Source organism: Kaistia sp. 32K (assembly GCF_016629525.1).
Taxonomy (GTDB): Bacteria; Pseudomonadota; Alphaproteobacteria; order Rhizobiales; family Kaistiaceae; genus Kaistia.
The window spans coordinates 1,303,673-1,324,762 of sequence record NZ_AP024269.1; the positions used below are offsets into that span (position 1 = coordinate 1,303,673).

General features: G+C 68.2%; 21 protein-coding genes. 7 read left to right on the plus strand and 14 right to left on the minus strand.

The genetic code is table 11. The annotated features are described in order from the left end of the window. Positions 1-48: 48 nt before the first annotated feature. From dmeF to K32_RS05730, 4 genes are all read right to left on the minus strand, one after another. On the minus strand, positions 49-1,002 hold the full coding sequence (gene dmeF, locus K32_RS05715; protein ID WP_201403101.1) for a CDF family Co(II)/Ni(II) efflux transporter DmeF: 954 nt from the start codon (positions 1,000-1,002) through the stop codon (positions 49-51). Between the two features lie 37 nt (positions 1,003-1,039). After that, the gene (locus K32_RS05720) at positions 1,040-1,309 is read right to left on the minus strand and encodes a metal-sensing transcriptional repressor (protein WP_201403102.1); all 270 of its coding nucleotides are present in this window, start codon (positions 1,307-1,309) and stop codon (positions 1,040-1,042) included. Positions 1,310-2,505: 1,196 nt separating this feature from the next. Then, positions 2,506-3,129 (minus strand): SCO family protein, encoded by a 624-nt coding sequence (locus tag K32_RS05725; protein WP_211201074.1) that lies wholly within the window; start codon positions 3,127-3,129, stop codon positions 2,506-2,508. Then, positions 3,126-3,683, minus strand: coding sequence for a copper chaperone PCu(A)C (locus tag K32_RS05730; protein WP_201403103.1), 558 nt, complete (start codon positions 3,681-3,683; stop codon positions 3,126-3,128). The genes K32_RS05725 and K32_RS05730 overlap by 4 nt, the downstream gene beginning before the upstream one ends. Positions 3,684-3,951: 268 nt before the next feature. On the opposite strand from K32_RS05730, the gene K32_RS05735 reads away from it, so the two are divergent. After that, positions 3,952-4,314 (plus strand): antibiotic biosynthesis monooxygenase, encoded by a 363-nt coding sequence (locus tag K32_RS05735; RefSeq protein ID WP_201403104.1) that lies wholly within the window; start codon positions 3,952-3,954, stop codon positions 4,312-4,314. On the opposite strand, the gene dxs is transcribed toward K32_RS05735, so the two are convergent. Beyond that, a complete protein-coding gene (dxs, locus tag K32_RS05740) occupies positions 4,311-6,233 on the minus strand; it encodes a 1-deoxy-D-xylulose-5-phosphate synthase (protein ID WP_201403105.1) in 1,923 nt (640 codons plus the stop codon). The genes K32_RS05735 and dxs overlap by 4 nt on opposite strands. 156 nt (positions 6,234-6,389) lie before the next feature. On the opposite strand from dxs, the gene K32_RS05745 reads away from it, so the two are divergent. The 3 genes from K32_RS05745 (at position 6,390) to murB (ending at position 9,142) form a co-directional block, all read left to right on the plus strand. After that, complete coding sequence (locus tag K32_RS05745; RefSeq protein ID WP_201403106.1) at positions 6,390-6,701, plus strand: Dabb family protein; 312 nt, start codon at positions 6,390-6,392, stop codon at positions 6,699-6,701. A gap of 36 nt (positions 6,702-6,737) precedes the next feature. Continuing rightward, positions 6,738-8,060 (plus strand): chloride channel protein, encoded by a 1,323-nt coding sequence (locus K32_RS05750; protein ID WP_371813025.1) that lies wholly within the window; start codon positions 6,738-6,740, stop codon positions 8,058-8,060. Positions 8,061-8,131: 71 nt separating this feature from the next. After that, a complete protein-coding gene (gene murB, locus K32_RS05755; protein ID WP_201403107.1) occupies positions 8,132-9,142 on the plus strand; it encodes a UDP-N-acetylmuramate dehydrogenase in 1,011 nt (336 codons plus the stop codon). A 542-nt stretch (positions 9,143-9,684) separates the two neighbouring features. On the opposite strand, the gene K32_RS05760 is transcribed toward murB, so the two are convergent. From K32_RS05760 to K32_RS05775, 4 genes are all read right to left on the minus strand, one after another. Then, on the minus strand, positions 9,685-10,614 hold the full coding sequence (locus K32_RS05760) for a pirin family protein (protein WP_201403108.1): 930 nt from the start codon (positions 10,612-10,614) through the stop codon (positions 9,685-9,687). Positions 10,615-10,742: 128 nt separating this feature from the next. Next, positions 10,743-10,991 carry an exodeoxyribonuclease VII small subunit gene (locus tag K32_RS05765; RefSeq protein WP_201403109.1) on the minus strand — a complete coding sequence of 83 codons (249 nt, stop codon included), beginning with the start codon at positions 10,989-10,991 and terminating at the stop codon, positions 10,743-10,745. Positions 10,992-11,080: 89 nt separating this feature from the next. Next, positions 11,081-12,010: a histone deacetylase family protein gene (locus K32_RS05770; protein ID WP_201403110.1), complete on the minus strand. Its 930-nt coding sequence runs from the start codon at positions 12,008-12,010 to the stop codon at positions 11,081-11,083. Between the two features lie 73 nt (positions 12,011-12,083). After that, the gene (locus tag K32_RS05775; RefSeq protein ID WP_201403111.1) at positions 12,084-12,845 is read right to left on the minus strand and encodes an enoyl-CoA hydratase-related protein; all 762 of its coding nucleotides are present in this window, start codon (positions 12,843-12,845) and stop codon (positions 12,084-12,086) included. Between the two features lie 199 nt (positions 12,846-13,044). On the opposite strand from K32_RS05775, the gene K32_RS05780 reads away from it, so the two are divergent. Further along, positions 13,045-14,031 (plus strand): L-threonylcarbamoyladenylate synthase, encoded by a 987-nt coding sequence (locus tag K32_RS05780; RefSeq protein ID WP_201403112.1) that lies wholly within the window; start codon positions 13,045-13,047, stop codon positions 14,029-14,031. A 197-nt stretch (positions 14,032-14,228) separates the two neighbouring features. Here K32_RS05780 and K32_RS05785 read toward each other — a convergent pair whose 3' ends face one another. Together K32_RS05785 and K32_RS05790 are read right to left on the minus strand one after the other, a co-directional pair. Next, complete coding sequence (locus tag K32_RS05785) at positions 14,229-15,227, minus strand: DnaJ C-terminal domain-containing protein (protein WP_201403113.1); 999 nt, start codon at positions 15,225-15,227, stop codon at positions 14,229-14,231. 112 nt (positions 15,228-15,339) lie between these two features. After that, positions 15,340-15,798: an RT0821/Lpp0805 family surface protein gene (locus tag K32_RS05790; RefSeq protein WP_201403114.1), complete on the minus strand. Its 459-nt coding sequence runs from the start codon at positions 15,796-15,798 to the stop codon at positions 15,340-15,342. Positions 15,799-15,927: 129 nt separating this feature from the next. Between K32_RS05790 and pdxH the strand changes: the two genes are divergently transcribed. Beyond that, positions 15,928-16,530, plus strand: a complete 603-nt coding sequence (pdxH, locus tag K32_RS05795) for a pyridoxamine 5'-phosphate oxidase (protein WP_201403115.1) — start codon at positions 15,928-15,930, stop codon at positions 16,528-16,530. 62 nt (positions 16,531-16,592) lie between these two features. Here the strand turns inward: pdxH and tldD are convergent, their stop codons facing one another. Both tldD and K32_RS05805 read right to left on the minus strand, forming a co-directional pair. Continuing rightward, on the minus strand, positions 16,593-18,017 hold the full coding sequence (gene tldD / locus K32_RS05800) for a metalloprotease TldD (RefSeq protein ID WP_244669865.1): 1,425 nt from the start codon (positions 18,015-18,017) through the stop codon (positions 16,593-16,595). A 105-nt stretch (positions 18,018-18,122) separates the two neighbouring features. Then, positions 18,123-18,476: a lysozyme inhibitor LprI family protein gene (locus tag K32_RS05805; protein ID WP_201403116.1), complete on the minus strand. Its 354-nt coding sequence runs from the start codon at positions 18,474-18,476 to the stop codon at positions 18,123-18,125. 212 nt (positions 18,477-18,688) lie between these two features. Here K32_RS05805 and aroA point away from each other — a divergent pair, with 212 nt between their 5' ends. Further along, positions 18,689-19,960 (plus strand): 3-phosphoshikimate 1-carboxyvinyltransferase, encoded by a 1,272-nt coding sequence (gene aroA, locus K32_RS05810; RefSeq protein ID WP_244669866.1) that lies wholly within the window; start codon positions 18,689-18,691, stop codon positions 19,958-19,960. Between the two features lie 504 nt (positions 19,961-20,464). On the opposite strand, the gene K32_RS05815 is transcribed toward aroA, so the two are convergent. Continuing rightward, positions 20,465-21,076: a pyridoxamine 5'-phosphate oxidase family protein gene (locus K32_RS05815; protein WP_201403117.1), complete on the minus strand. Its 612-nt coding sequence runs from the start codon at positions 21,074-21,076 to the stop codon at positions 20,465-20,467. Between the last annotated feature and the right edge of the window lie 14 nt (positions 21,077-21,090).

Here is a 21,090-nt window from a genome sequence, read left to right on the forward strand (position 1 = left end):
CGGGCCGCAGGGCCGGTAAACCGGCCCGGCGGCGCTCCCGGGGGAGGTTCAGCGCCCCGGCGCCTGTCGGACCTCGACGGTGACGTGCGACAGCCCGGCGAGCCCTGCAAGCGCCGAACGATACTGGTCCGGCGTCCGTGGATCGGCCGAAGAGAGGCTGATCACCGCCGCGTTGTGGCCGGGGCCGACGCGCCAGAGGTGAAGATCGGTGATCCGCGCGCCGGTCGCCTCGATGCGGGCGCGCATGGCGTCCTGCAAGGATTTGTCGGGCACTGCGTCGACGAGGATGCGGCCGCTCTCCCGCAACAGCCGGATCGACCAGCTCGCGATCATCACAGCGCCGAGGATGCCGATCGCCGGATCGAGCCAGACCCAGTCGAGGAAGCGCCCGGCGAGCAGGGCGCCAATGGCGAGAATTGAGGTCACGGCGTCGGCGAGGACATGGAGATAGGCGGCGCGCAGGTTGTGATCGCGGGCGTGTCCGTGATCGTGGTGATGCGGATGGTCATGCGCATGATCATGGGGATGATCGTGCGCGTGACCGGGCGTGCCCTCGTGCAGCAGCAGCGCGCTGACGAGATTGACGGCGAGGCCGATGACGGCGACCGCGATGGCCGGGTCGAAATCGATCTCGACGGGCGACGCCAGCCGCCATGCAGCGTCGACCGCGATCAGCACGGCGATGATGCCGAGGATGACGGCGCTGGCGAAGGCGGCGAGATCGCCGATCTTGCCGGTCCCGAAGGTGAAGGCCGGGTCGCGGGCATGGCGGCGGGCATAGCGATAGGCGAGCGCCGCGACCAGCAGCGCCCCCGCATGCGTCGACATGTGGAAGCCGTCGGCGAGCAGCGCCATCGAGCCATAGGCGTAGCCGGCGGCGATCTCCGCCACCATGGTCAGCGCCGTGATGCCGACGACGATCATCGTCCGCCGCTGGTTGCGGTCATGCGAGGCGCCGAGGAAGACGTGCTCGTGTCCGCCAAAGCTGTCTGTCGCGCTCATGCTGTTCATCCTTCCGCCCGGCGTCCGGCGCGGTGTTTCAGAGATACTTGCTGACTTCCTTGATCTCGGCGACGAGCGCGCGGGCATCGGAAGCGGGCAACGCGCTCGCGGCGGCGCCGAGATGCTCGTCGATGTGATGGTGGATCAGCGTCCGCTTGGTGCTCTCGATCGCCTTGATCACTGCCTGCATCTGCTGGGCGATGGCCAGGCAATCGCGGCCGTCCTCCACCATCGTGATGACGCTGGAAAGATGCCCGGCGGCACGGCGCAGGCGCTGCAGGATTTCTGGGTTCTGTGCGTGGCTCATGTTGGTATCCTATCCTAGGGGAGGGGATATGGGAAGCGGGAGATTCTTGGGGGGTGGGGCGGAGGCGGGGGGAAGCGTGAGGTGGGGAATACGGGGGACGTGCGGGGCGGTGGCTAGGAGGGCGGTAGGCCTGCTGGTTGGCCGGGTGGGTGGCCCGGTGGGCACGAGGCCGGGTGGCGGGAGGCGGGAAGGCAGGAGACGGGGCTCACCGGCGGCGTAGGGCGAGGGGGCCTTGGCGGCCAGACCGGCGGAGGGCAGGCTGTGAGGCAATGGCGACGTCGGATGGAGGGCGGGGCCGAGGCCAAGCGGCCGGCGGATATGGAATGTCAGGCTGTGAGGCAATGGCGCCACCTGGTCGAGTGCGTGGCGGCGCCGGAAGCTGGACGCGGGAACTGCTGTCATCCGAGAAAGGGGGCCGCTCCCCGTCGGCCCGACAAAACCCGTCATCCCTGCGAAAGCAGGGATCCATCCATCCGCGCATTCGGGAGGCTCGCGTAGCTGGCAACCCGGCCGAATGGATCCCGGGTCAAAGCCCGGGATGACGGCGAGCGTGGCGCACAGGCTGGCGTTTCATTGCAGCCGCAGCAGAGGAAGGGCCGCGTCGCGAATTTCAACCTCGGGGGCGCGCCAAAGTGGCAGTGCCAATCTCCCTCATCCCCGCGAAATCGGCGCGCCGAAGCCGCCGCGCCACCGTCCGTCATCCCTGCGAAAGCAGGGATCCATCCAGCCGCGCATCCGGGAGGTTCGCGCGGCTGGCCACCCGGCTGAATGGATCCCGGGTCGAAGCCCGGGATGACGGCGAGGGTGGCGCGCAGGCTGGGGCTCGCTCCGGCCGCAGCAGCAGGAGGGGCCGCGTCGTGCATTTCGTTGCAGGCGCGTGCCGAAGCGGCAGCGCCAACTCCATCATCCCCGCGAAATCGGCGCGCCGAAGCCGCCGCGCCACCGTCCGTCATCCCTGCGAAAGCAGGGATCCATGCATCCGCGCATCCGGGAGGTTCGTGTGGCCCGCAACCCGGCGGAAATGGATCCCGGGGCAAAGCCCGGGATGACGGCGAGCGTGTCGCGCAGGCTGGCGCGAGCTTTCTACGCCGGGCAGTCGCACTGCCGCGCGGCGCGGAACGAGGCGCGACGGATCTCCACCTCCGCCGGAAAACGACAACCGCGCGAGCTTCGCGCGGCCGTCCGTCGATCCCGGATCAGCTGGCCACGAGGCGGCGCAGCTTCTCCATGATCGTCTCGTCCTTCTCGTGATAATCGGCCGTGCCGACGAAATTGGCATTAGAATCGAGCAGGTACACGGCGGCGCTGTGGTCCATCGTGTAGTCCTCGCCGTCGCCGACCTTCTTCGAATAGACCTTGTAGGCCTTCAGAATGCCGTCGATCTGCTCGCGGCTGCCGGAGAGGCCGACGATGCGCGGGTCGAAGGCGTGCAGGTAGTTCGCCATCTGCTCCGGCGTGTCGCGCTCGGGGTCGACGGTGACGAAATACACCTTGAGCTTGTCGCCGTCGGGGCCGAGCTGCTTCAGCCATTGCGTCGCCTGGTAGAGCGTCGTCGGGCAGACGTCGGGGCAGAAGGTGAAGCCGAAGAACATCGCCGAGGGGTGGCCCTTCAGCGCCGCCTCGGTGACGGGCTGGCCCTTCTGGTCGACGACGGAGAACGGGCCGCCGATCGCGCTCAGCTGGACGACCGGATTGCTGCTCTTCGGAAGCAGCGTGAAGACGCCGATCGCGACGACGACGATGGCGACGAGCGCCCAGAGCACGTAGCGGACGGTCCGCAGCGTCTTGTGGGGATTGCCCCCGGTCTTGGTCTCGCTCATTCGCCTGATCCGTGATTGCCGTGGGCCTCAGCGCCGGTGTTTTCCTGTCCGGCGCCGTGGGCGGAAGTGTCCATGTTCGGCTTGTCGCCGTCGGTCTTGGCCGGTCCCGGCGCGCCGATCGGCGAGACGGTGAGGTTGACCTCGACGGCGCCGGCCTTGGCGAAGGTCAGCGTCAGCGGCACGCTCTCGCCCTGCTTGAACGGCGCCTTGGGGCGGATGAACATGACGTGGTAGCCGCCGGGCTCGAGCACCAGCGTGCCGCCGGCGGGGATCTCGACGCCTGCCTCGGCCGGGCGCATGGCCATGACGCCGTCCTCGGTCTTCATCAGGTGCAACTCGGCCTTTTCCGACGCCGGCGAGGCGACCGAAACCAGCGTGTCGGGCTCCGAGCCGGTGTTCCTGATGGTCAGGTAGCCGCCGCCGACCCGCGCGCCGGGGGGCGTTGCCCGCGACCAGGGCTCGCTGATGACGAGCGTGCCGGCGGTGACGTCGGCGAGGGCTGGCGCGGCCAGCGACGCGGCGAAGAGAAGCGAAAGGGCGATGCGTTTGATCATGATTGCCAGAGATAGCCCCCTCGGAGGCCCCTGAGAAGCGTGGCGGACTGCCGCGAGGGGACGCTTTGGAGACAATTTTGGCGCGTTCTGCCCGTCGCGCCGGCCATTTCGTCGCCAGATCGCCGTCGCATCGTGTTGAGGACCCTGGTCAAGCCCGCGCGCAGCCCTTGGCCCGGATGGGCTAGGATGCCGGCGCAATCAATGAGGAGCCGACCATGATTCCCTGCTGCAGCCACCGCGCGACCGCCCCATCGGCCCGGGGGATCGCATGATCGCCGTGATCTTCGAGGTCTGGCCGGCGGAGGGCGAGCGGCAGGTCTATCTGGACCTGGCCGCCGCGTTGAAGGCCGATCTGCAGGCTATGGACGGCTTTATCTCGATCGAGCGCTTCGAGAGCCTCGCCGAGCCCGGCAAGCTGCTGTCCCTCTCGTTCTGGCGCGATGAGGAAGCGGTCAAAGCCTGGCGCAACCGGCCGGCGCACCGCGAGACGCAGGCGCGCGGCCGCAACGGCGTCTTCGCCGATTATCGGCTGCGGGTGGCCAGCGTGCTGCGCGACTATGGCCTCGACGAGCGTGCCGAGGCTCCCGGCGACAGCCGCCGGGCGCATGGGGATGGCGTAGCCAAACCCTAGGCGCTGCGGAAGGCGGCGGCGTCGTCGCTGCGGCCGAGCGCCTCGAACACCGTCGCGACGATGCCGCGCGTATCGAGGCCGCTGTCGGCGACCATCGCTTCCGGCTTGTCGTGGTCGATGAATTCGTCGCGCATCACCAGCGTGCGGATCTTCAGGCCGCGATCGAAGGCCCCGGCGCCGGCGAGGAAGGCCAGCACCTGGCCGCCGAAGCCGCCGACGGCGCCTTCCTCGACGGTGATCACGACTTCGTGATTGCGGGCGAGGTCGAGCACGAGATCCGTATCGAGCGGCTTGGCGAAGCGGGCGTCGGCGACCGTGGTCGAGAGCCCGTAGGTGTCGAGTTCCTCCGCGGCCTTCAGCGCGTCCTTGAGGCGCGTGCCGAAGGAGAGGATCGCCACCTTGCTGCCCTGGCGGATGACGCGGCCCTTGCCGATCGGCAGGATCTCGCCGCGCGCCGGCAGGTCGATGCCGACGCCTTCGCCGCGCGGATAGCGGAAGGAAGAGGGGGCGTCGTCGATGGCGACCGAGGTCGCGATCATGTGCACCAGCTCCGCCTCGTCGGACGGCGCCATGACGATCATGCCGGGAAGCGCCGTCAGGAAACCGGTGTCGAACGAACCGGCATGGGTCGCGCCGTCGGCGCCGACGAAGCCGGCGCGGTCGATGGCGAAGCGGACCGGCAGCTTCTGGATCGCCACGTCATGCACGATCTGGTCATAGCCGCGCTGCAGGAAGGTCGAATAGATCGCGCAGAACGGCTTGTAGCCCTCGGTCGCGAGGCCGGCCGCGAAGGTGACGGCATGCTGCTCGGCGATGCCGACGTCGAAGGTGCGCTTCGGGAACGCTTGGCCGAACAGGTCGAGCCCGGTGCCGGCGGGCATCGCCGCGGTGACGGCGACGATCTTGTCGTCGGCCTCGGCTTCCTTGACCAGCGCCTCGGCGAAGACGCGCGTATAGCTCGGCGCGTTCGGCGTCGACTTGGCCTGCTTGCCGGTGATGACGTCGAAGCGGTTGACGCCGTGATACTTGTCGGGCGCGGCCTCGGCGGGCGCGTAGCCCTTGCCCTTCTGCGTCACGACATGCAGCAGGATCGGGCCTTCCGGCGCGTCGCGCAGATTGCGCAGGATCGGCAGCAGATGATCGAGATTGTGGCCGTCGATCGGGCCGACATAGTAGAAGCCGAGTTCCTCGAACAGCGTGCCGCCGGTGAAGAAGCCGCGCGCATATTCCTCGGTCTGCTTGGCCTTCTCATGGAAGAAGCGCGGCAGCTTGCTGGTCAGCTGCTTCGCCACTTCGCGGAACGAACGATAGGTGCGGCCGGAGACGAGGCGGGCCAGATAGGCGGACATCGCGCCGACCGGCGGGGCGATCGACATGTCGTTGTCGTTCAGGATGACGATCAACCGCGAACGCTGCGCGCCGGCATTGTTCATCGCCTCATAGGCCATGCCGGCCGACATCGCGCCGTCGCCGATCACGCAGACGACGGCGTTGTCGCCCTCGTCGAGATCGCGCGCCACCGCCATGCCGAGGCCGGCGGAGATCGAGGTCGAGGAATGCGCCGCGCCGAACGGGTCGTATTCGCTCTCGGACCGCTTGGTGAAGCCGGAGAGCCCGCCCGGCTGGCGCAGCGTGCGGATGCGGTCGCGGCGCCCGGTCAGGATCTTGTGCGGATAGGCCTGATGGCCGACATCCCAGATGATCCGGTCATCCGGGGTGTTGAAGACATAGTGCAGCGCCACCGTCAGCTCGACGACGCCGAGGCCGGCGCCGAGATGGCCGCCGGTGATCGAGACGGCGTCGATGGTCTCGGCGCGGAGCTCCGCGGCCAGCTGCGCGAGCGCGCTCTCCGGCAGGTTGCGGAGGTCGGCGGGCGTGGCGACGGTATCGAGAAGGGGCGTTTCGGGCTTGCCGGTCATCTATCGAGCGTGACTGTTACATGAACGGGCACGGTTACACGACGCGGCGACGGGTGGCAACGCGGGCGGCCTCGCCGGGGCGCGGCCAAATCCCGCGTGGGTTGCGGTTGCGGCCGCGGACGCTACTGTGAATACTTGCTGCATACGGGGGCATCCATGATCCGGCACACGGTGGTTTTCCGGCTGAAACACGAGAAGGGCTCGGAGGCGGAGCGGCTCTTCCTCGCCAATGCGCAGAGGCTCGCATCGATCCCGGGCGTCGGCGGATTCGAGCAGCTTCGCCAGGTAAGCCCAAAGAACGATTATGATTTCGGCTTCTCCATGGAGTTCGCCGACGAGGCTGCCTATGCCGGCTACAACGATCATCCGGACCATGTCGCCTTCGTGCGCGACCATTGGGTGCCGGAGGTCGCGGCCTTTCTCGAAATTGATTATGTGCCGCTCGCGCCGGTCGAAAACGGCTCGTGATCCCCGCGCGATCCTGCATGGAGTGAATTCTTGCTTTTGCGACTGAAACTGCAGCGGCCACGCTTCCGGAAGCTGTCCGACCAGCCCCTGCCGCCCTGGCTCTCCCGCGATTTCCTGCGCCAGCGCCTCGTGTTCTGGGTGGGCGCCGGGACGATCGGCCTGGTCAGCGTCTTCTTCGCCTTCGCCGCCGATCAGGCGCAGACGCTGTTTCAATACATGGCGGGGCAGGGAATCTGGGTTCCGCTGATCCTCTCGCCGCTCGGCTTCATGCTCTGCGCCTATCTGGCGCGCACGGTGTTCCCGGGCGCCGCCGGCAGCGGCATCCAGCAGGCGATCGCCGCCTGCGAGACGACCGACATCGCGGCGCGCTCGAAGCTGCTGTCGCTGCGCGTCGCCATCGGCAAGATCTTCCTGACGTTGGTCGGCATCGCCTCGGGTGGCTCGATCGGCCGCGAGGGGCCGACGGTGCAGATCGGCGCAGCGATCATGCTGAAGGTCGGCGAGATCGGCGGCGCGGATCGCGCCAAGGGCCTCATCCTCGCCGGCTCGGCGGCCGGCATCTCCGCCGCCTTCAACGCGCCGCTCGCCGGCATCGTCTTCGCCATCGAGGAAATGAGCCGCTCCTTCGAGCAGAAGACATCCGGGCTGGTGCTCTCGGCCGTGATCATCGCCGGCCTCGTCTCGCTCGGCCTCGTCGGCAACTACGATTATTTCGGCCAGGTCTCGGGTTCGGTCAAAGGCGTCGATGGTTGGGTGATGGTCGTTCTCTGCGGTGTGTTCGGCGGCCTGGCCGGCGCCCTGTTCGGCCAGCTGATGCTGCGCTTGACCCAGCAGATCCGCGTCTGGACCAGCGTCATGCCGTGGAAGCGGACGCTCGCCGTCGCGGGCGCCTGCGGCCTCGCCGTCGCCCTGATCGGCATCGCGACCGGCGGCAGCACCTTCGGCACCGGCTACGAACATGCGCGCGCGGCGATCGAGGGCGAGGTGCTGCCCTGGTATTTCGCCCCGGCGAAATTCGCCTCCACGCTGCTTTCCTCGATTTCCGGTATCCCCGGCGGCATCTTCGCGCCGTCGCTGGCGGTCGGCACCGGCGTCGGCAGCCTGCTCGTGCTGGTGATGGGCGGCAGCGCCGGCGTCGCGGCGCTGCTCGGTATGGCCGGCTATTTCGCCGGCGTCGTCCAGGCGCCGATCACCGCCTTCGTCATCATCCTGGAAATGACCGGCGACAGCGCCGACCTGATCCCGATCATGTGCGCCTCGGTGATCGGCTATGGTGTCTCGAGCCTGCTTGTGCCGCAGTCGCTCTATCACGGCCTCGCCGAATCGCTGATCCCGCAGCCGAAGCCGACGGTGGGCTGAGGGTGACACGGGTGGCCTGATCCGTCATAGGAGGGCATGAACAGGGGCAACCCTTCCTGCCCGGGATGAGCATGCACGAGATTCTGACGGACTACCCGCTCGACGATTGCAACAGCTTCGGCTTCCGCGCCCGCAGCCGACTGGTGGTTCGGGTGCGGTCCGAGGACGATCTAAAGTCGGCGCTCGCCGATCCCGGGCTGGCAAACCTGCCGCGACGGCTCATCGGCGGCGGCAGCAACATCGTGCTCAGTTCCGATTTCGACGGCGTGACGCTCTTGATGCGGATCGCCGGCCGGCGGCTGGTCGAGGCGCATGCCGATCACTGGATCGTCGAGGCGGCGGCCGGCGAGACCTGGCACGATTTCGTCCGCTGGACGCTGGAGGAAGGCTATCCGGGGCTCGAAAACCTCGCGCTGATCCCCGGCACGGTCGGCGCGTCGCCGGTGCAGAACATCGGCGCCTACGGCATCGAGTTGGCCGACCGCTTCGACAGCCTGCGCGCCTTCGATACGACGAGCGGATCCTTCGTGACCTTCGGGCGGGAGGACTGCGCCTTCGCCTATCGCGACAGCGTCTTCAAGCATCGTCCCGGCCGCTATGTCGTCACCAGTGTGCGCTTCCGCCTGCCGCGGCCCTGGCAGCCGGTCCTCACCTATCCCGACATCGCCGCGACGTTTCGCGACGCGGCGTCGGTCACGCCCGAAGCTGTCTTTGACGAGATCGTCGCGGTGCGGAGCCGCAAGCTGCCCGACCCGGCGCGGATCGGCAACGCCGGCAGCTTCTTCCAGAACCCGATCGTCCCGGCGGAACAGCATGGGCGCCTCAAGGCCGACCATCCCGCGCTCGGCGGCTATCCGCAGGCGGACGGCCGGATGAAGCTCTCGGCCGCCTGGCTGATCGAGCAGAGCGGCTTCAAGGGCACGCGCCTCGGCCATGTCGGCGTCTATGACCGCCACGCGCTGATCCTCGTCAACCATGGCGGCGGATCGGCGGCGGAGATCGTCGCGCTAGCGACGCGGATCAAGGACGGCGTGAAGGCGAAGTTCGGCGTGCAGCTGGTCGAGGAGCCGGTGTTTCTCTGAGGGTTCTTCGGAGGAGGGCCCGCTCTCCGAGGTTTATGCTCCGAGCTTCCCCATGCTCGCCGTCATCCTCGCGAAGGCGAGGATCCATGCAGCCGAAGCCTCGGGCGTTTCGCGCGTTTGCCAACCCGGCTGAATGGATCCCGGGTCTCCGCCCGGGATGACGACGGAGGGTGGCACTGCCTTCCGCACTTCTCCCTGAGAGAGAGGTCGGACCGCAGGTCCGGGTGAGGGTTTACGCCCTTTCCGGAGAGGTCCCTAAACCCTCACCCGCCGCACTTCGTGCGTCGACCTCTCCCTCAGGGAGAGGTGAAGGGGAACTGCTCGAAAGACCGTCATGCAGTCCCCGATTTCCATCATCCTGAGGTGCCCGAGCGCCGCTCGGGCCTCGAAGGACGCACGGTCGCGGTGCCGTGGATTGCACAGCCGCTCTGCGTGCTTCGAGACGACCCTTCGGGTCTCCTCAGCATGATGGGGGTGGGTGCTCTGCAAGTCTGCTCAGGAAGAGGTGAAGGGCCAGTGCTCCTCCACCCGCCTCTCGCCCCCTACGGCCCGTCCGGCAGCGGGATGAATTCCTTCTCGTCGCCATAGACCTTGTGGAAGCGGCCTGCCTTCCAGTCGGCCTTGGCCTGCTCGATGCGGTCCTTCGACGAGGAGACGAAGTTCCACCAGATGTGGCGCGGGCCTTCCATCGGCGCGCCGCCGACGAGCATCAGCCGGCTCGGCGCCCGCGCGGTGACGAGGATCGGGTCGCCCGGGCGCAGCACCAGCAGCCGCCCGGCCTCGAACACGTCGCCCGCGATCTCGATCTCGCCCTCGAAGATGTAGATGGCGCGCTCTTCGTGCTGGGCGTCGACCGGCAGCTTGCCGCCCGGCTGCAGCACGATGTCGGCATAGATCGTGTCGGAGAAGGTCTGGACCGGCGAGGTCTCGCCATAGGCGGAGCCGACGATCAGCCGGAGGTCGACGCCGTCGCCGGTGATGACGGGGAGGTCGCCCCGGCCGTGGTGGTGAAAGACCGGCGCCACTTCTTCCTGGTCCTTCGGCAACGCCACCCAGGTCTGCAGGCCGCCGATGCGGCGGTCGTTCGCCTTCTGGCGGAATTCCTGGCTGGAGCGCTCGGAATGGGCGATGCCGCTGCCGGCCGTCATCCAGTTGACGTCGCCCGGCCGGATCGCCTGCTCGACGCCGGTCGAATCGCGGTGGATGATCTCGCCGTCGAACAGGTAGGTGACGGTCGCGAGGCCGATATGGGGATGCGGCCGGACGTCGAGGCCTTCGCCGACCGGCAGGTCGCCGGGGCCCATCTGGTCCAGGAAGATGAACGGGCCGACCATGCGGCGCTTGACCGTCGGCAGGGCGCGCTTGACGGCGAAGCCGCCCAGATCGACGGAACGCGGCACCACGACCAGCTCGATGGCGTCGCTCGACGCGGCGTCGCCGAAAATGGGATCGATATCGGGCAGGCGGCTCATGGCACTCTCCTCTGCATCACGGGCAGCACCGATAATGGAGACGCGCAGTATGAACCGAAAGGCTCCGTTCCGGCGACGGATTGTTCAGCGATGACGTCGCCGGAAGGCTTGGTCGCTCAAAGGCCGGATCAGTCGACGTCGAGCGGCTCGGTGCCGGTCGCCTGGCCTCCGGCGCCGGTGCGGATCTTCTCGACCTTCGCCTCGGCCTGCTTCAGGAGCGCGTCGCAATGCTTCTTCAGCGCTTCGCCGCGCTCGTAGATCTTGATCGATTCCTCGAGCGGAACGTCGCCGCGCTCGAGATGGCCGACAATCGTCTCCAACTCGGCCAGGGCCTTTTCGAAGGAAAGGCTCTCAAGAGCGGTCTGGGTGTCGGACATGAAACGGTCTCCGGATTGTGCGGCGAACCTTTTCGGCCATCGGGCGGCGCGATGCAAGCCGTTCCGGCCGGCGCGACCCGGATGCCCGGTCAGCCGGCCTGCATCAGCCGTTCGACATGCACGGCCGTCGAGGCCGCCAGCGCCTTCAGGTCGTAGCCGCCTTCAAGAATGCTGACGATCCGGCCATGCGCATGGCGCGCCGCGCTCTCCATCAGCCGGTCGGTCGCCCAGGCGAAGTCCTCTTCGTCGAGGTTCAGCTCGCCGAGCGGATCGCGGTGGTGCGCGTCGAAGCCGGCCGAAATGATGACGAGTTCCGGCCGGAAGGCATCAAGCGCCGGCAGGATGCGGCTTTCGAAGACGTGGCGGAATTCGGCGCTGCCGGCGCCGGGCGGCAGCGGCGCATTGACGATGTTGCCGGCGCCGGTCTCGCTCGCCGCACCCGTGCCGGGATAGAGCGGCATCTGGTGCGTCGAGGCGTAGAGCACGCTGGGATCGTCCCAGAAGATCGCCTGCGTGCCGTTGCCGTGATGCACGTCCCAGTCGACGATGGCGACGCGCTCGATGCCGTGGCCGCGCTGGGCGTGGCGGGCGGCGATCGCCGCCTGGTTGAAGAAGCAGAAGCCCATGGCGCGATCGGGCTCGGCATGGTGGCCGGGCGGGCGCATGGCGCAGAAGGCATTCTTCGCGTCGCCGTCCATCACCGCGTCGACGGCCTGGCAGGCGCCGCCGACCGCGACCAGCGCCGCTTCCAGCGTCTTCGGCGACATCGTCGTGTCGGCATCGATCCGGATCATGGTTTCGGACGGGCTGTAGTGGCGCATCGCCTCGAGATGCGAGCGCGGATGGCAGAGCAGGATCATCTCGACATCCGCCATCCGCGCCTCCTGGCGCAGCAGCGTCGCGAAGCGCTCGTCCTCCAGCGCCGCCTCGACGGCCTGGATGCGTTCGGGGCGCTCCGGATGCCCGAAGGGCACGAGATGCCTGGCGAAGATCGGATGGTGGATCAGAAGCGTCGCCATGATGGTTCCTGGTCGTCGGTGGATCCGCCAGCCGGATCCCCGCAGCCCGCATCGTCGGCGGCGCGTACCGCCGTCAGTGCGTCTTGCGCATGTAGGCGACCAGTGTGTCCCGCGCGAGGGGGGAGCGCAGCCGGTCCGAAATATGAACAATCTCCTGGTCGATCCTGGCCAGCACGTCGCGCCGGTCGCCGCGCAGCAGCCGGCGGGTCAGCTCGGCCGTTTCCAGCGAGCGGCCGATCAGGCTCTTCGCGATGGCGAAAGCGGTCTTTTCGACGTCGGCGGCGGAAACGACGCGGTTGACGAGGCCGGCCTGATAGGCCCGATCGGCGTCGAAGCGCTCGCCGAGCACGAGGAATTCGAAGGCGCGCTGCGGCCCCATGACGCGCGGCGCCAGCAGCGTCGCCGCGCCGCCCGGAATGATGCCGATCTCGACGCAATTTGATTCGAACGCCGACCACTCGCTGGCGATGACATAGTCGCAATGCAGGAGGATGTGGGCGCCGAGGCCGAGAGCGAGGCCGTCGACGGCGGCGATCATCGGCTTCTCGATCGTCGCGATCGTCTTCAGGAAGCGGATGACGGTTTCATCGAGCCGGCCCGCATCGGCGAAGTTGAGCATTTCGCGCAGGTCGCTGCCGACCGAGAAGACGCCGGAGGTGCCGAGCAGCACGAACACCTTGGTGCGGCCGTCGCGCTCGCCCCGGACGAGGGCATCCGAGATGGCCGCCATCATGTCGACCGTCAGCGCATTCTGAGTCTCCGGCCGGTCGATCCGAATGACGGTGATCCCGCCCTTCGTCTCGATGGCAATCGGTAAACTCATGCTGTCCTTCATGCGCTGTCAGCCCCCTGCAGTCCGGCATGGAGAATTGGACTGCGCCCGCCATGAAGTAAAGTGTCCGAACGAATTTGATTGCATTTTCCGAGTGTCTCGGTTGTGCCCGAAAAACTACTCGCGCTATGCGTGGGTTGACTGGATGGGCGCGCCGGTCCTTTTGGCGTATTCCGCCGCAGATGGTTTTCGGGAGATCGGCTTGGCCGCGCACAGACCCTCCAACATTCGTCCCGCCGACGACGCCGGCGCGCTCAGCGAGGCCGTGGCGGCGCTGGAGGCCGGCCAGCTCGTCGCGATGCCGACCGAGACGGTCTACGGTCTCGCCGCCGACGCCACCAATGGCGAGGCGGTGGCGCGGATCTACGCGGCCAAGGGACGGCCGAGCTTCAACCCGCTCATCGCCCATGTCGCCGATCTCGAGGCGGCCGAGCGGCTGGTGGTGTTCGACCCCGTGTCGCGGCGCCTGGCCGAGGCGTTCTGGCCGGGTCCGCTGACGCTCGTGCTGCCGAAGCGCGCCGATGCCGGCGTCTCGGATCTCGCGACGGCAGGGCTCGACACGCTGGCGGTGCGCATGCCGTCGCATCCGGCGGCGCATGCGCTGTTGAAGGCCTTCGGCCGGCCGCTCGCGGCGCCGAGCGCCAACCGCTCCGGCCATGTCAGTGCCACGACGGCGGGCCATGTCGTCGCCGATCTCGGCGCCAGGGTGGCGATCGTGCTCGACGCCGGGCCGAGCGATGTCGGGGTGGAATCGACCATCCTCGCCGCGACGCCGACCGGGCTGGCGCTGCTCAGGGCTGGCGGCCTGCCGCGCGAAAAAATCGAGGCGGTCGCCGGCATGCCGGTCGAGAAGGTGGAGCTCTCCGATCCCGACGCACCGACGGCGCCGGGACAGCTCGCCTCGCATTATGCGCCGGGCGCGATGGTGCGCCTCGACGCGGCCGAGGTGCTGCCGGGCGAGGCGCTGATCGCCTTCGGGCCGACGCTGCCCCGGCATGCCGAGCTGGCGTCAGCCGTCATCAATCTGAGCCCGCGCGGCGACCTGATCGAGGCGGCGGCGCGTCTCTTCTCGGCCCTGCGCGAGCTCGACGGCAGGGCCGAGACGATCGCCGTGGCGCCGATCCCGATGAAAGGGCTCGGCGAGGCGATCGTCGACCGCCTCCGCCGCGCCGCGGCGCCCCGGCCTTAAATCGTCTGGTCTGCAAGTAGGCAAGCAAGCAGGCCCTCACCCAACCCTCTCCCACGAGCGGGAGAGGGGGATCGTCTGCGCGCGCGATAGCGGCCTACAAATCGAGGAAGGGCGCCGGCCAAAAGCCCTCTCCCGCTGGCGGGAGAGGGTTGGGTGAGGGGCTTTCTTCTGCCCGCGTCAGTCGTGAGACCCTAGCTTCAGCCTTCGAACTCGGGGCCGCGCGCCGAATAGAACTTCTGGTCGCGCCAGCGCAGCATCAGCGCCTCGAATTCCGGTTCGATCGTCTCGGGCAGGACGATCTTCAGCGAGACCAGCAGGTCGCCATGGCCGCCGACCGAGGTCGGCAGGCCCTTGCCCTTCAGGCGCATGACGCGGCCGCCGTCGGAACGGGCGGGGATAGTCATCGTGCCGGAGCCGGTCAATGTCGGCACCCGGACCCGGGCGCCGAGAACCGCCTCGTCGAGCGTGACGGGCAGGTCGAGGCGAAGCGCGTCGCCATCGACCTTGAACAGCGGATGCGGCACGAACTCGACCGTGACGAGCGCGTCGCCCGAGGGACCGCCGGTGGGGCTCGCCCAGCCCTGGCCGCGCAGCCGGATCACCCGGCCGGGCCGTGTGCCGGCGGGAATCGAGATCTCAAGCGTACGGCCGGTCGGCAGTTCGACGCGGACCTTCTCCTCGCGGACGATCTGCTCGAGCGTCACCGCGACGGCCGCCGAGACGTCCTCGCCGCGGCCGCGCGGCTGGGCCGAGGCCCTGGAACCGCCCGAAGCGCTGCTGAAGCCGCCCGTCTGGCCGCCAAAACCGCTGAAGCCGCCGCCCTGGCTGCCGCCAAAGCCGAACAGGTCGTTCAGGATGTCGTCGGCGCCGCCATTGCCGCCGCCGCTTGACGACCAGCGGAAGCTGCGGGCGCCGGAGCTGGAGGCGGAACTCGGATCGAAACCGGAAAAGCCTTCGAAGCCCTGGAACTTGGGCTTGCCTTCGGCGTCGATTTCACCGCGGTCGAACTGGCCGCGCTTCTCGTCGTCGCCCAGAATCTCGTAGGCCGAATTGATCTCGGAGAACTTCTCCTGAGCCTTCGGGTCATCCTGATTCTGGTCGGGATGATGTTTTTTGGCGAGACGGCGGAACGCCTTCTTCACCTCGGCCGCGGTCGCCTTCTTCTCGACGCCGAGCACCTGATATGGATCACGCATGGGAAACCCCCTCTAAGGGCAGGATTCATCCCGGCCCGCCATGCGGCACCGGAACTCTCCATAACATAGGGAGGCTAGGAATTGATTCCAATCGCCTCGAATCGCTGGAAGATTAGAGAAGTGCGCTGTCTTCGGGAACGACTTCGAAGAGCTGCCACATGCCGTCCGTCGCGCGGCAGGCGTCGCCCTTGTAGCGGCGGATGCCGCGCACGTCGCTGACCGTCAGCGAGAAGGCGCGGCAATTGCGGCCGTCCGGCTCGGTCCTGGCGACGCGAACCGGCGACAACGTGCCGTTCGAGCCGGTGTCCGGATTGGTCCAGTCGATGACGTCGCCATTGGTCGAACCCGGCATGAAGGTCGAGGCCGTCAGGCGGATATGCTCCCAGTCGGACGGCGCCACCGCTTCGACGACCGAGCGCGTGGGCTTCGCCGGCGTCGCGGGCCTGGCCGGCGCGATCGAGGCGGTGGTCATCGTGTCGAGATCCGATTCGGGTCCGCCGGGCACGAGGCCGCAGCCGGCGAGGCCGCAGCAACCGGCGATCAGCAGGAGCGGTCGGAGGCCGCCGATCATCCGCATTCCCCTGCGATCCCGTCTTGTCTGGTCATATGCCGTCCGGTCGATATATGTCTGTCCCGTAGCAGCACGAATGACCCCCAGCGGACGCTCTGCGGATCGCAGCATCGGAAAAGATGATTAAGGATGAGTGACTTCACAGCCGCGACCGATCCCCTTGCGCTTTTCGCAGCCTGGCTGCTCGAGGCGGAGGGCTCGGAACCGAACGATCCGAACGGCATGGCGCTGGCGACCGTCGATTCGGACGGGCTTCCGGACGTGCGCATGGTGCTGATGAAGGATTTCGACGAGCGGGGCCTCGTCTTCTACACGAATTATGGCAGCGCCAAGGGCCGGGAGCTGCTCGCCAATCCTAAGGCGGCGGCACTGTTCCACTGGAAGAGCCTGCGCCGCCAGGTCCGCGTGCGCGGGCCGGTGCAGCCGGTCACGGCCGAGGAGGCCGACGCCTATTTCAAGACCCGGCCGCGCCACAGCCGGCTCGGCGCCTGGGCCTCGAAGCAGTCCGAGCCGCTCGAATCGCGTTTCGCGCTGGAAAAGTCGGTGGCCGCGCTAGCGGCGAAGCATGCCATCGGCGAGATCCCGCGCCCCCCGCACTGGTCCGGCTTCCGCATCCTGCCGACCCAGATCGAGTTCTGGAAGGACGGCGCCTTCCGCCTGCATGACCGCATCGTGTTCCGCCGCGACGTGCCGGGCGAGGGCGACTGGAACCGCGAGCGGCTCTATCCGTAAAGATCGCCCTCAGTTGGCGCTCTTCGTCACCTCTCCCTGGGGAGAGGTGACTGGCCAGCGGATCACCCCGCCGTGCCGCCGACCGTGATCTGGTCGATGCGCAGCGTCGGCTGGCCGACGCCGACCGGCACGCCCTGGCCGCTCTTGCCGCAGGTGCCGATGCCGAGGTCGAGCGCCATGTCGTTGCCGACCATGGAGACGCGCTTCATCGCCTCCGGGCCGTTGCCGATCAGCATGGCGCCCTTCACCGGCGCGCCGATCTTGCCGTCCTCGATCATGTAGCCTTCGGTACAGGAGAACACGAACTTGCCGCTCGTGATGTCGACCTGGCCGCCGCCGAACGAGACCATGTAGAGGCCCTTCTTGACCGAGGCGAGGATCTCGGCCGGATCGTCCTTGCCGCTCTTCATGATCGTGTTGGTCATGCGCGGCATCGGCACATGCGCGTAGGACTGCCGGCGGCCGTTGCCGGTCGGCTTCATGCCCATCAGCCGGGCGTTCTGGCGGTCCTGCATGTAGCCGACGAGGACGCCGTCCTCGATCAGCGTCGTCGACTGCGTCGGCGTGCCCTCGTCGTCAAAGGAGAGCGAGCCGCGCCGGTCGAGGATCGAGCCGTCGTCGACGACGGTGACGCCCTTCGCCGCGACCTGCTGGCCCATCAGGCCGGCGAAGGCGCTCTCGCCGCGGCGGTTGAAGTCGCCCTCCAGCCCGTGGCCAACCGCCTCATGCAGCATGACGCCCGGCCAGCCGGGACCGAGCACGACGTCGAACGTGCCGGCAGGCGCAGGGACCGCTTCCAGATTGACCAGCGCCTGGCGCAGCGCCTCGTCGACGGCGAGGTGCCAGCGCTCGGTGGTGACGAACTGGCCGAAGCCCTCGCGGCCGCCCATGCCGTAGGAACCCTGCTCCTGGCGGTCGCCTTCGCCGGCGATGATCGAGACGCTGACGCGGACCATCGGGCGGATATCGCGTCGATAAGTGCCGTCGGGGCGGAGGATCTCGATCACCTGCCAGGAGCCCGCGAGCGAGGCGCTGACCTGGCGGACGCGCGAATCCTTCGCCCGCGCATAGGCGTCGATCGCCTCGAGCAGCTTGACCTTGTCGGCGAAGCTGGGGCTGCCGAGCGGGTTCTCGTCGGTGTAGAGAATGCGGTTGGTGCCCTGCGGCGGCTCAGCCAGCGTGCCGGAATGGCCGCGCTTCACCGAGGCGACGGCCTCGCCGGCGCGGCGGATCGCGTCGAGCGACACCTCGCCGGCATGGGCGTAGCCAACCGCCTCGCCGGCCACGGCGCGCAGGCCAAATCCCTGGCGCGTGTCGAAGCTGGCGCCGGAAAGCCGGCCATTGTCGAAGACGAGGCCTTCCGACTGGGCATATTCGAGATAGAGCTCGCCATCGTCGGCGCCGGAAAGGGCCTCGGCGACGACGCCTCGGGTCTCTTCGCGGTCGAGGCCGGCGCGCGCGAGAATGGACAGTTGTTCATCGGCCATGGGAAGCTCCGGGAAAGTGTGTCAGCAGCTGAAATAGGCGATCGCGCGCCGTTTCGCACCCCTCGCAAGCCCGGACGCGACAGATCGATCCGCCGGGCAGTCGGATCAGGGATTGTTGCAGGCGTTGCCGAGCGCCGCGGGAATATCGGATTTCAGCGTGGCGATCCGTGCGTCATAGGCGCTTTGGAGGCAGGCGACATTGCCGCCGCAGGCGGCGCGCTGGGCGAGGAAATCGCGCGCCGCGTCGTGGCGATTGCCGTTGCCGCCCATCATCATCGGGATCTTGCTGTAGGCGAACCAGAGCGCCGCCATCTCGGTATCGCGCTCGGAAAGGACCGGATTGCGGCAGATGGCGATCTCGTCCGGCGCCGAGGCCTTGGCGCAATCGAAGCTCGCGGCCCCGGCCGGGATGGCGGTCAGGCCGGAGAGGGCCGTGGCGAGAAGGGCAATGCGGATCATGACGGCCATCCTGGGTTCGCGCGGGAATTTTCCGCGAGCTTGATGCGAAGGAGCGGCCTTGTCGAGCCGCCTGCGACGCGCAACCCATTGCCTTCCGGCCCCCGAATGGCCCATACGCAGCGGCACGGAACAGAGTGATGGGATCGAAGGCCGCGGCGACGTCGATGACGCGCCTTTGCGCCGCGATCCCGGTGAGGAAGACGGAGACGAGAATGGCGACGGCATTCGGCCTGGACAAGCAGGCCCTGACGATCATCCCGGTGGAGGGCCCGCTGAATGGCCGCGTCACGCCGCCGGGATCGAAGTCGATCACCAACCGCGCCCTGCTGCTGGCGGCGCTGGCCAAGGGCACGAGCCGGCTGACCGGCGCGCTGAAGAGCGTCGACACCAAGCTGATGGCCGAGGCGCTGCGCGCCATGGGCGTCACCATCGACGAGCCGGATGACACCAGCTTCATCGTCACCAGCACGGGCCGGCTGAACCCGCCGTCCGCGCCGCTCTTCCTCGGCAATGCCGGCACCGCCATGCGCTTCCTGAGCGCGGCGGTGACGCTGGTCGAGGGCACGGTCGTCGTCGATGGCGACGCGCATATGCGCAAGCGGCCGATCGGCCCGCTGGTCGAGGCGCTGCGCTCGCTCGGCATCGAGGCATCAGACGCGAACGGCTATCCGCCGGTCACGGTGCACGGCACGGGCGCGTTCGGCGCCGGCCGGGTCGAGATCGATGGCGGCCTCTCCAGCCAGTACGTCTCGGCGCTGTTGATGGCGGCGGCCTTCGGCAACGGCCCGATCGAAGTGGCGCTGACCGGCAGCGAGATCGGCGCGCGCGGCTATGTCGACCTGACGATCGCGGCGATGCGCGCCTTCGGCGCCGAGGTCGAGCAGATCGACGCCGCCAGCTGGCGCGTGCAGCCGACCGGCTACCGCGCGGTCGACTACGTCATCGAGCCCGACGCTTCCGCCGCGACCTATCTCTGGGCGGCCGAGGTGCTGACCGGCGGCAAGATCGATCTCGGCGTGCCGTCCGACGCCTTCACCCAGCCCGACGCCAAGGCGCGCGAGGTGATCGCCCAGTTCCCGCATCTTCCGGCCGTCATCGACGGCTCGCAGATGCAGGACGCGATTCCGACCATCGCCGTGCTCGCCGCCTTCAACGAGACGCCGGTGCGTTTCGTCGGCATCGCCAACCTGCGCGTCAAGGAATGCGACCGCGTCGCCGCGGTGGCGACCGAGCTGTCGCGCATCCGGCCGGGCCTCGGCACGGAGGAGGGCGACGACCTGATCGTCGCCTCCGACCCGTCGCTCGCCGGTGAGGTGCTGTCGACGCGGATCGAGACCTATGCCGACCACCGCATCGCCATGAGCTTCGCGCTCGCCGGCCTGAAGATCGGCGCGATCACGATCCTCGATCCAGGCTGCGTCGCCAAGACCTACCCGACCTACTGGGAAGCGCTGCAGAGCCTCGGGGTCCAGCTCGCGGAGTGAGGTTGGGTCGTGTCTGAGCCGGGCGTTTCCTTCGCCTCTCCCTGAGGGAGAGGTCGACGGCCGCAGGCCGGCGGGTGAGGGTTTACGGCCTCGCCAGTGAGGCTCCGGTAGAGGGATGCTCTATCCTGAGGGTTCCCTAAACCCTCACCCGGAGCTTCGCTCCGACCTCTCCCTCAGGGAGAGGTGAGGGTGCTGAGCCCTCCCGAATGCCGTTTCGGGGAATTCATCCTCCCCGGCCGCATTCCCAACCTCGACCATCATCCTGAGGTGCCCGGCGAAGCCGGGCCTCGAAGGAGGGTCTAGGGAATACCGGATGTCGATCGCGGGATGGATTTCGCCTGCAAGCGAGAGCGCTCCGCTGGATCCTCCTTCGAGGCTTCGCTTACGCGAAGCACCTCAGGATGATGGTGGAGCGGGTCGATCGGTCTGGAAGGCTCGGAGGTTTGGAGTGAAGCCGCCGCTGGGTTTGCGCGACGACGCCCTCCAGCGATAGGCATCTCGCGCTCAGTACAGAGACGTGGCGTAGCGGGCGAGCATCTCCGCCTGGGTCTCGGCCGCCTCGTGCGAGCGGGTGTGGTCCCTGAGCATCTCGCCCATGGTCGGCAGGCTATCGCGCGGGACGCGGCTCTCCTGCGCCCACAGCTTCGAGCGCATCAGCGCCTTGGCGCACTGCAGATAGGCCTCGCGCACCGTCACCACGAGCACGGTGGCGGGGATCCGGTCCTCGGCCATGTGGGCGGTGCGCAGCGCGATGTCGTCGTCGATCATGGCCGTGCCGTTGACGCGCAGCGTTTCGTCGACGCCGGGGATCAGGAACAGGATGCCGATGCCGGGCCGCTCGACGATGTTGGCAAGCGAATCGATGCGGTTGTTGCCGACGCGGTCGGGGATGATCAGCGTCTGGTCGTCCTGGACCGTCACGAAGCCCGGATGATCGCCGCGCGGCGTGGCGTCGCCGAACCCGTCGGCGCCCTGGGTTGCGAGGACGAGGAACGGCGAGAGGCCGATGAAGGCGCGGCAGTGCCGGTCGAGCCGGTCCAACTGCTTGGCGACCGAGCGGGCCTTGGGAGCGCCATAGATGGCCCGCAGTGATTCCATCGTCTCAATGCGGGCCATAGGCGGTTCTTTCT

Coding starts and splice junctions, on each gene's coding strand:
- K32_RS05725 (WP_211201074.1), bottom strand. CDS start 3,129: ATGAGCGAGACCAAGACCGGGGGCAATCCCCACAAGACGCTGCGGACC.
- tldD (WP_244669865.1), bottom strand. CDS start 18,017: ATGGCCGATGAACAACTGTCCATTCTCGCGCGCGCCGGCCTCGACCGC.
- K32_RS05735 (WP_201403104.1), top strand. CDS start 3,952: ATGATCGCCGTGATCTTCGAGGTCTGGCCGGCGGAGGGCGAGCGGCAG.
- K32_RS05745 (WP_201403106.1), top strand. CDS start 6,390: ATGATCCGGCACACGGTGGTTTTCCGGCTGAAACACGAGAAGGGCTCG.
- aroA (WP_244669866.1), top strand. CDS start 18,689: ATGGCGACGGCATTCGGCCTGGACAAGCAGGCCCTGACGATCATCCCG.
- K32_RS05785 (WP_201403113.1), bottom strand. CDS start 15,227: ATGCGTGATCCATATCAGGTGCTCGGCGTCGAGAAGAAGGCGACCGCG.
- murB (WP_201403107.1), top strand. CDS start 8,132: ATGCACGAGATTCTGACGGACTACCCGCTCGACGATTGCAACAGCTTC.
- K32_RS05760 (WP_201403108.1), bottom strand. CDS start 10,614: ATGAGCCGCCTGCCCGATATCGATCCCATTTTCGGCGACGCCGCGTCG.
- dmeF (WP_201403101.1), bottom strand. CDS start 1,002: ATGAGCGCGACAGACAGCTTTGGCGGACACGAGCACGTCTTCCTCGGC.
- K32_RS05775 (WP_201403111.1), bottom strand. CDS start 12,845: ATGAAGGACAGCATGAGTTTACCGATTGCCATCGAGACGAAGGGCGGG.
- dxs (WP_201403105.1), bottom strand. CDS start 6,233: ATGACCGGCAAGCCCGAAACGCCCCTTCTCGATACCGTCGCCACGCCC.
- K32_RS05720 (WP_201403102.1), bottom strand. CDS start 1,309: ATGAGCCACGCACAGAACCCAGAAATCCTGCAGCGCCTGCGCCGTGCC.
- K32_RS05805 (WP_201403116.1), bottom strand. CDS start 18,476: ATGATCCGCATTGCCCTTCTCGCCACGGCCCTCTCCGGCCTGACCGCC.
- K32_RS05790 (WP_201403114.1), bottom strand. CDS start 15,798: ATGATCGGCGGCCTCCGACCGCTCCTGCTGATCGCCGGTTGCTGCGGC.
- K32_RS05815 (WP_201403117.1), bottom strand. CDS start 21,076: ATGGCCCGCATTGAGACGATGGAATCACTGCGGGCCATCTATGGCGCT.
- K32_RS05765 (WP_201403109.1), bottom strand. CDS start 10,991: ATGTCCGACACCCAGACCGCTCTTGAGAGCCTTTCCTTCGAAAAGGCC.
- K32_RS05770 (WP_201403110.1), bottom strand. CDS start 12,010: ATGGCGACGCTTCTGATCCACCATCCGATCTTCGCCAGGCATCTCGTG.
- K32_RS05730 (WP_201403103.1), bottom strand. CDS start 3,683: ATGATCAAACGCATCGCCCTTTCGCTTCTCTTCGCCGCGTCGCTGGCC.
- pdxH (WP_201403115.1), top strand. CDS start 15,928: ATGAGTGACTTCACAGCCGCGACCGATCCCCTTGCGCTTTTCGCAGCC.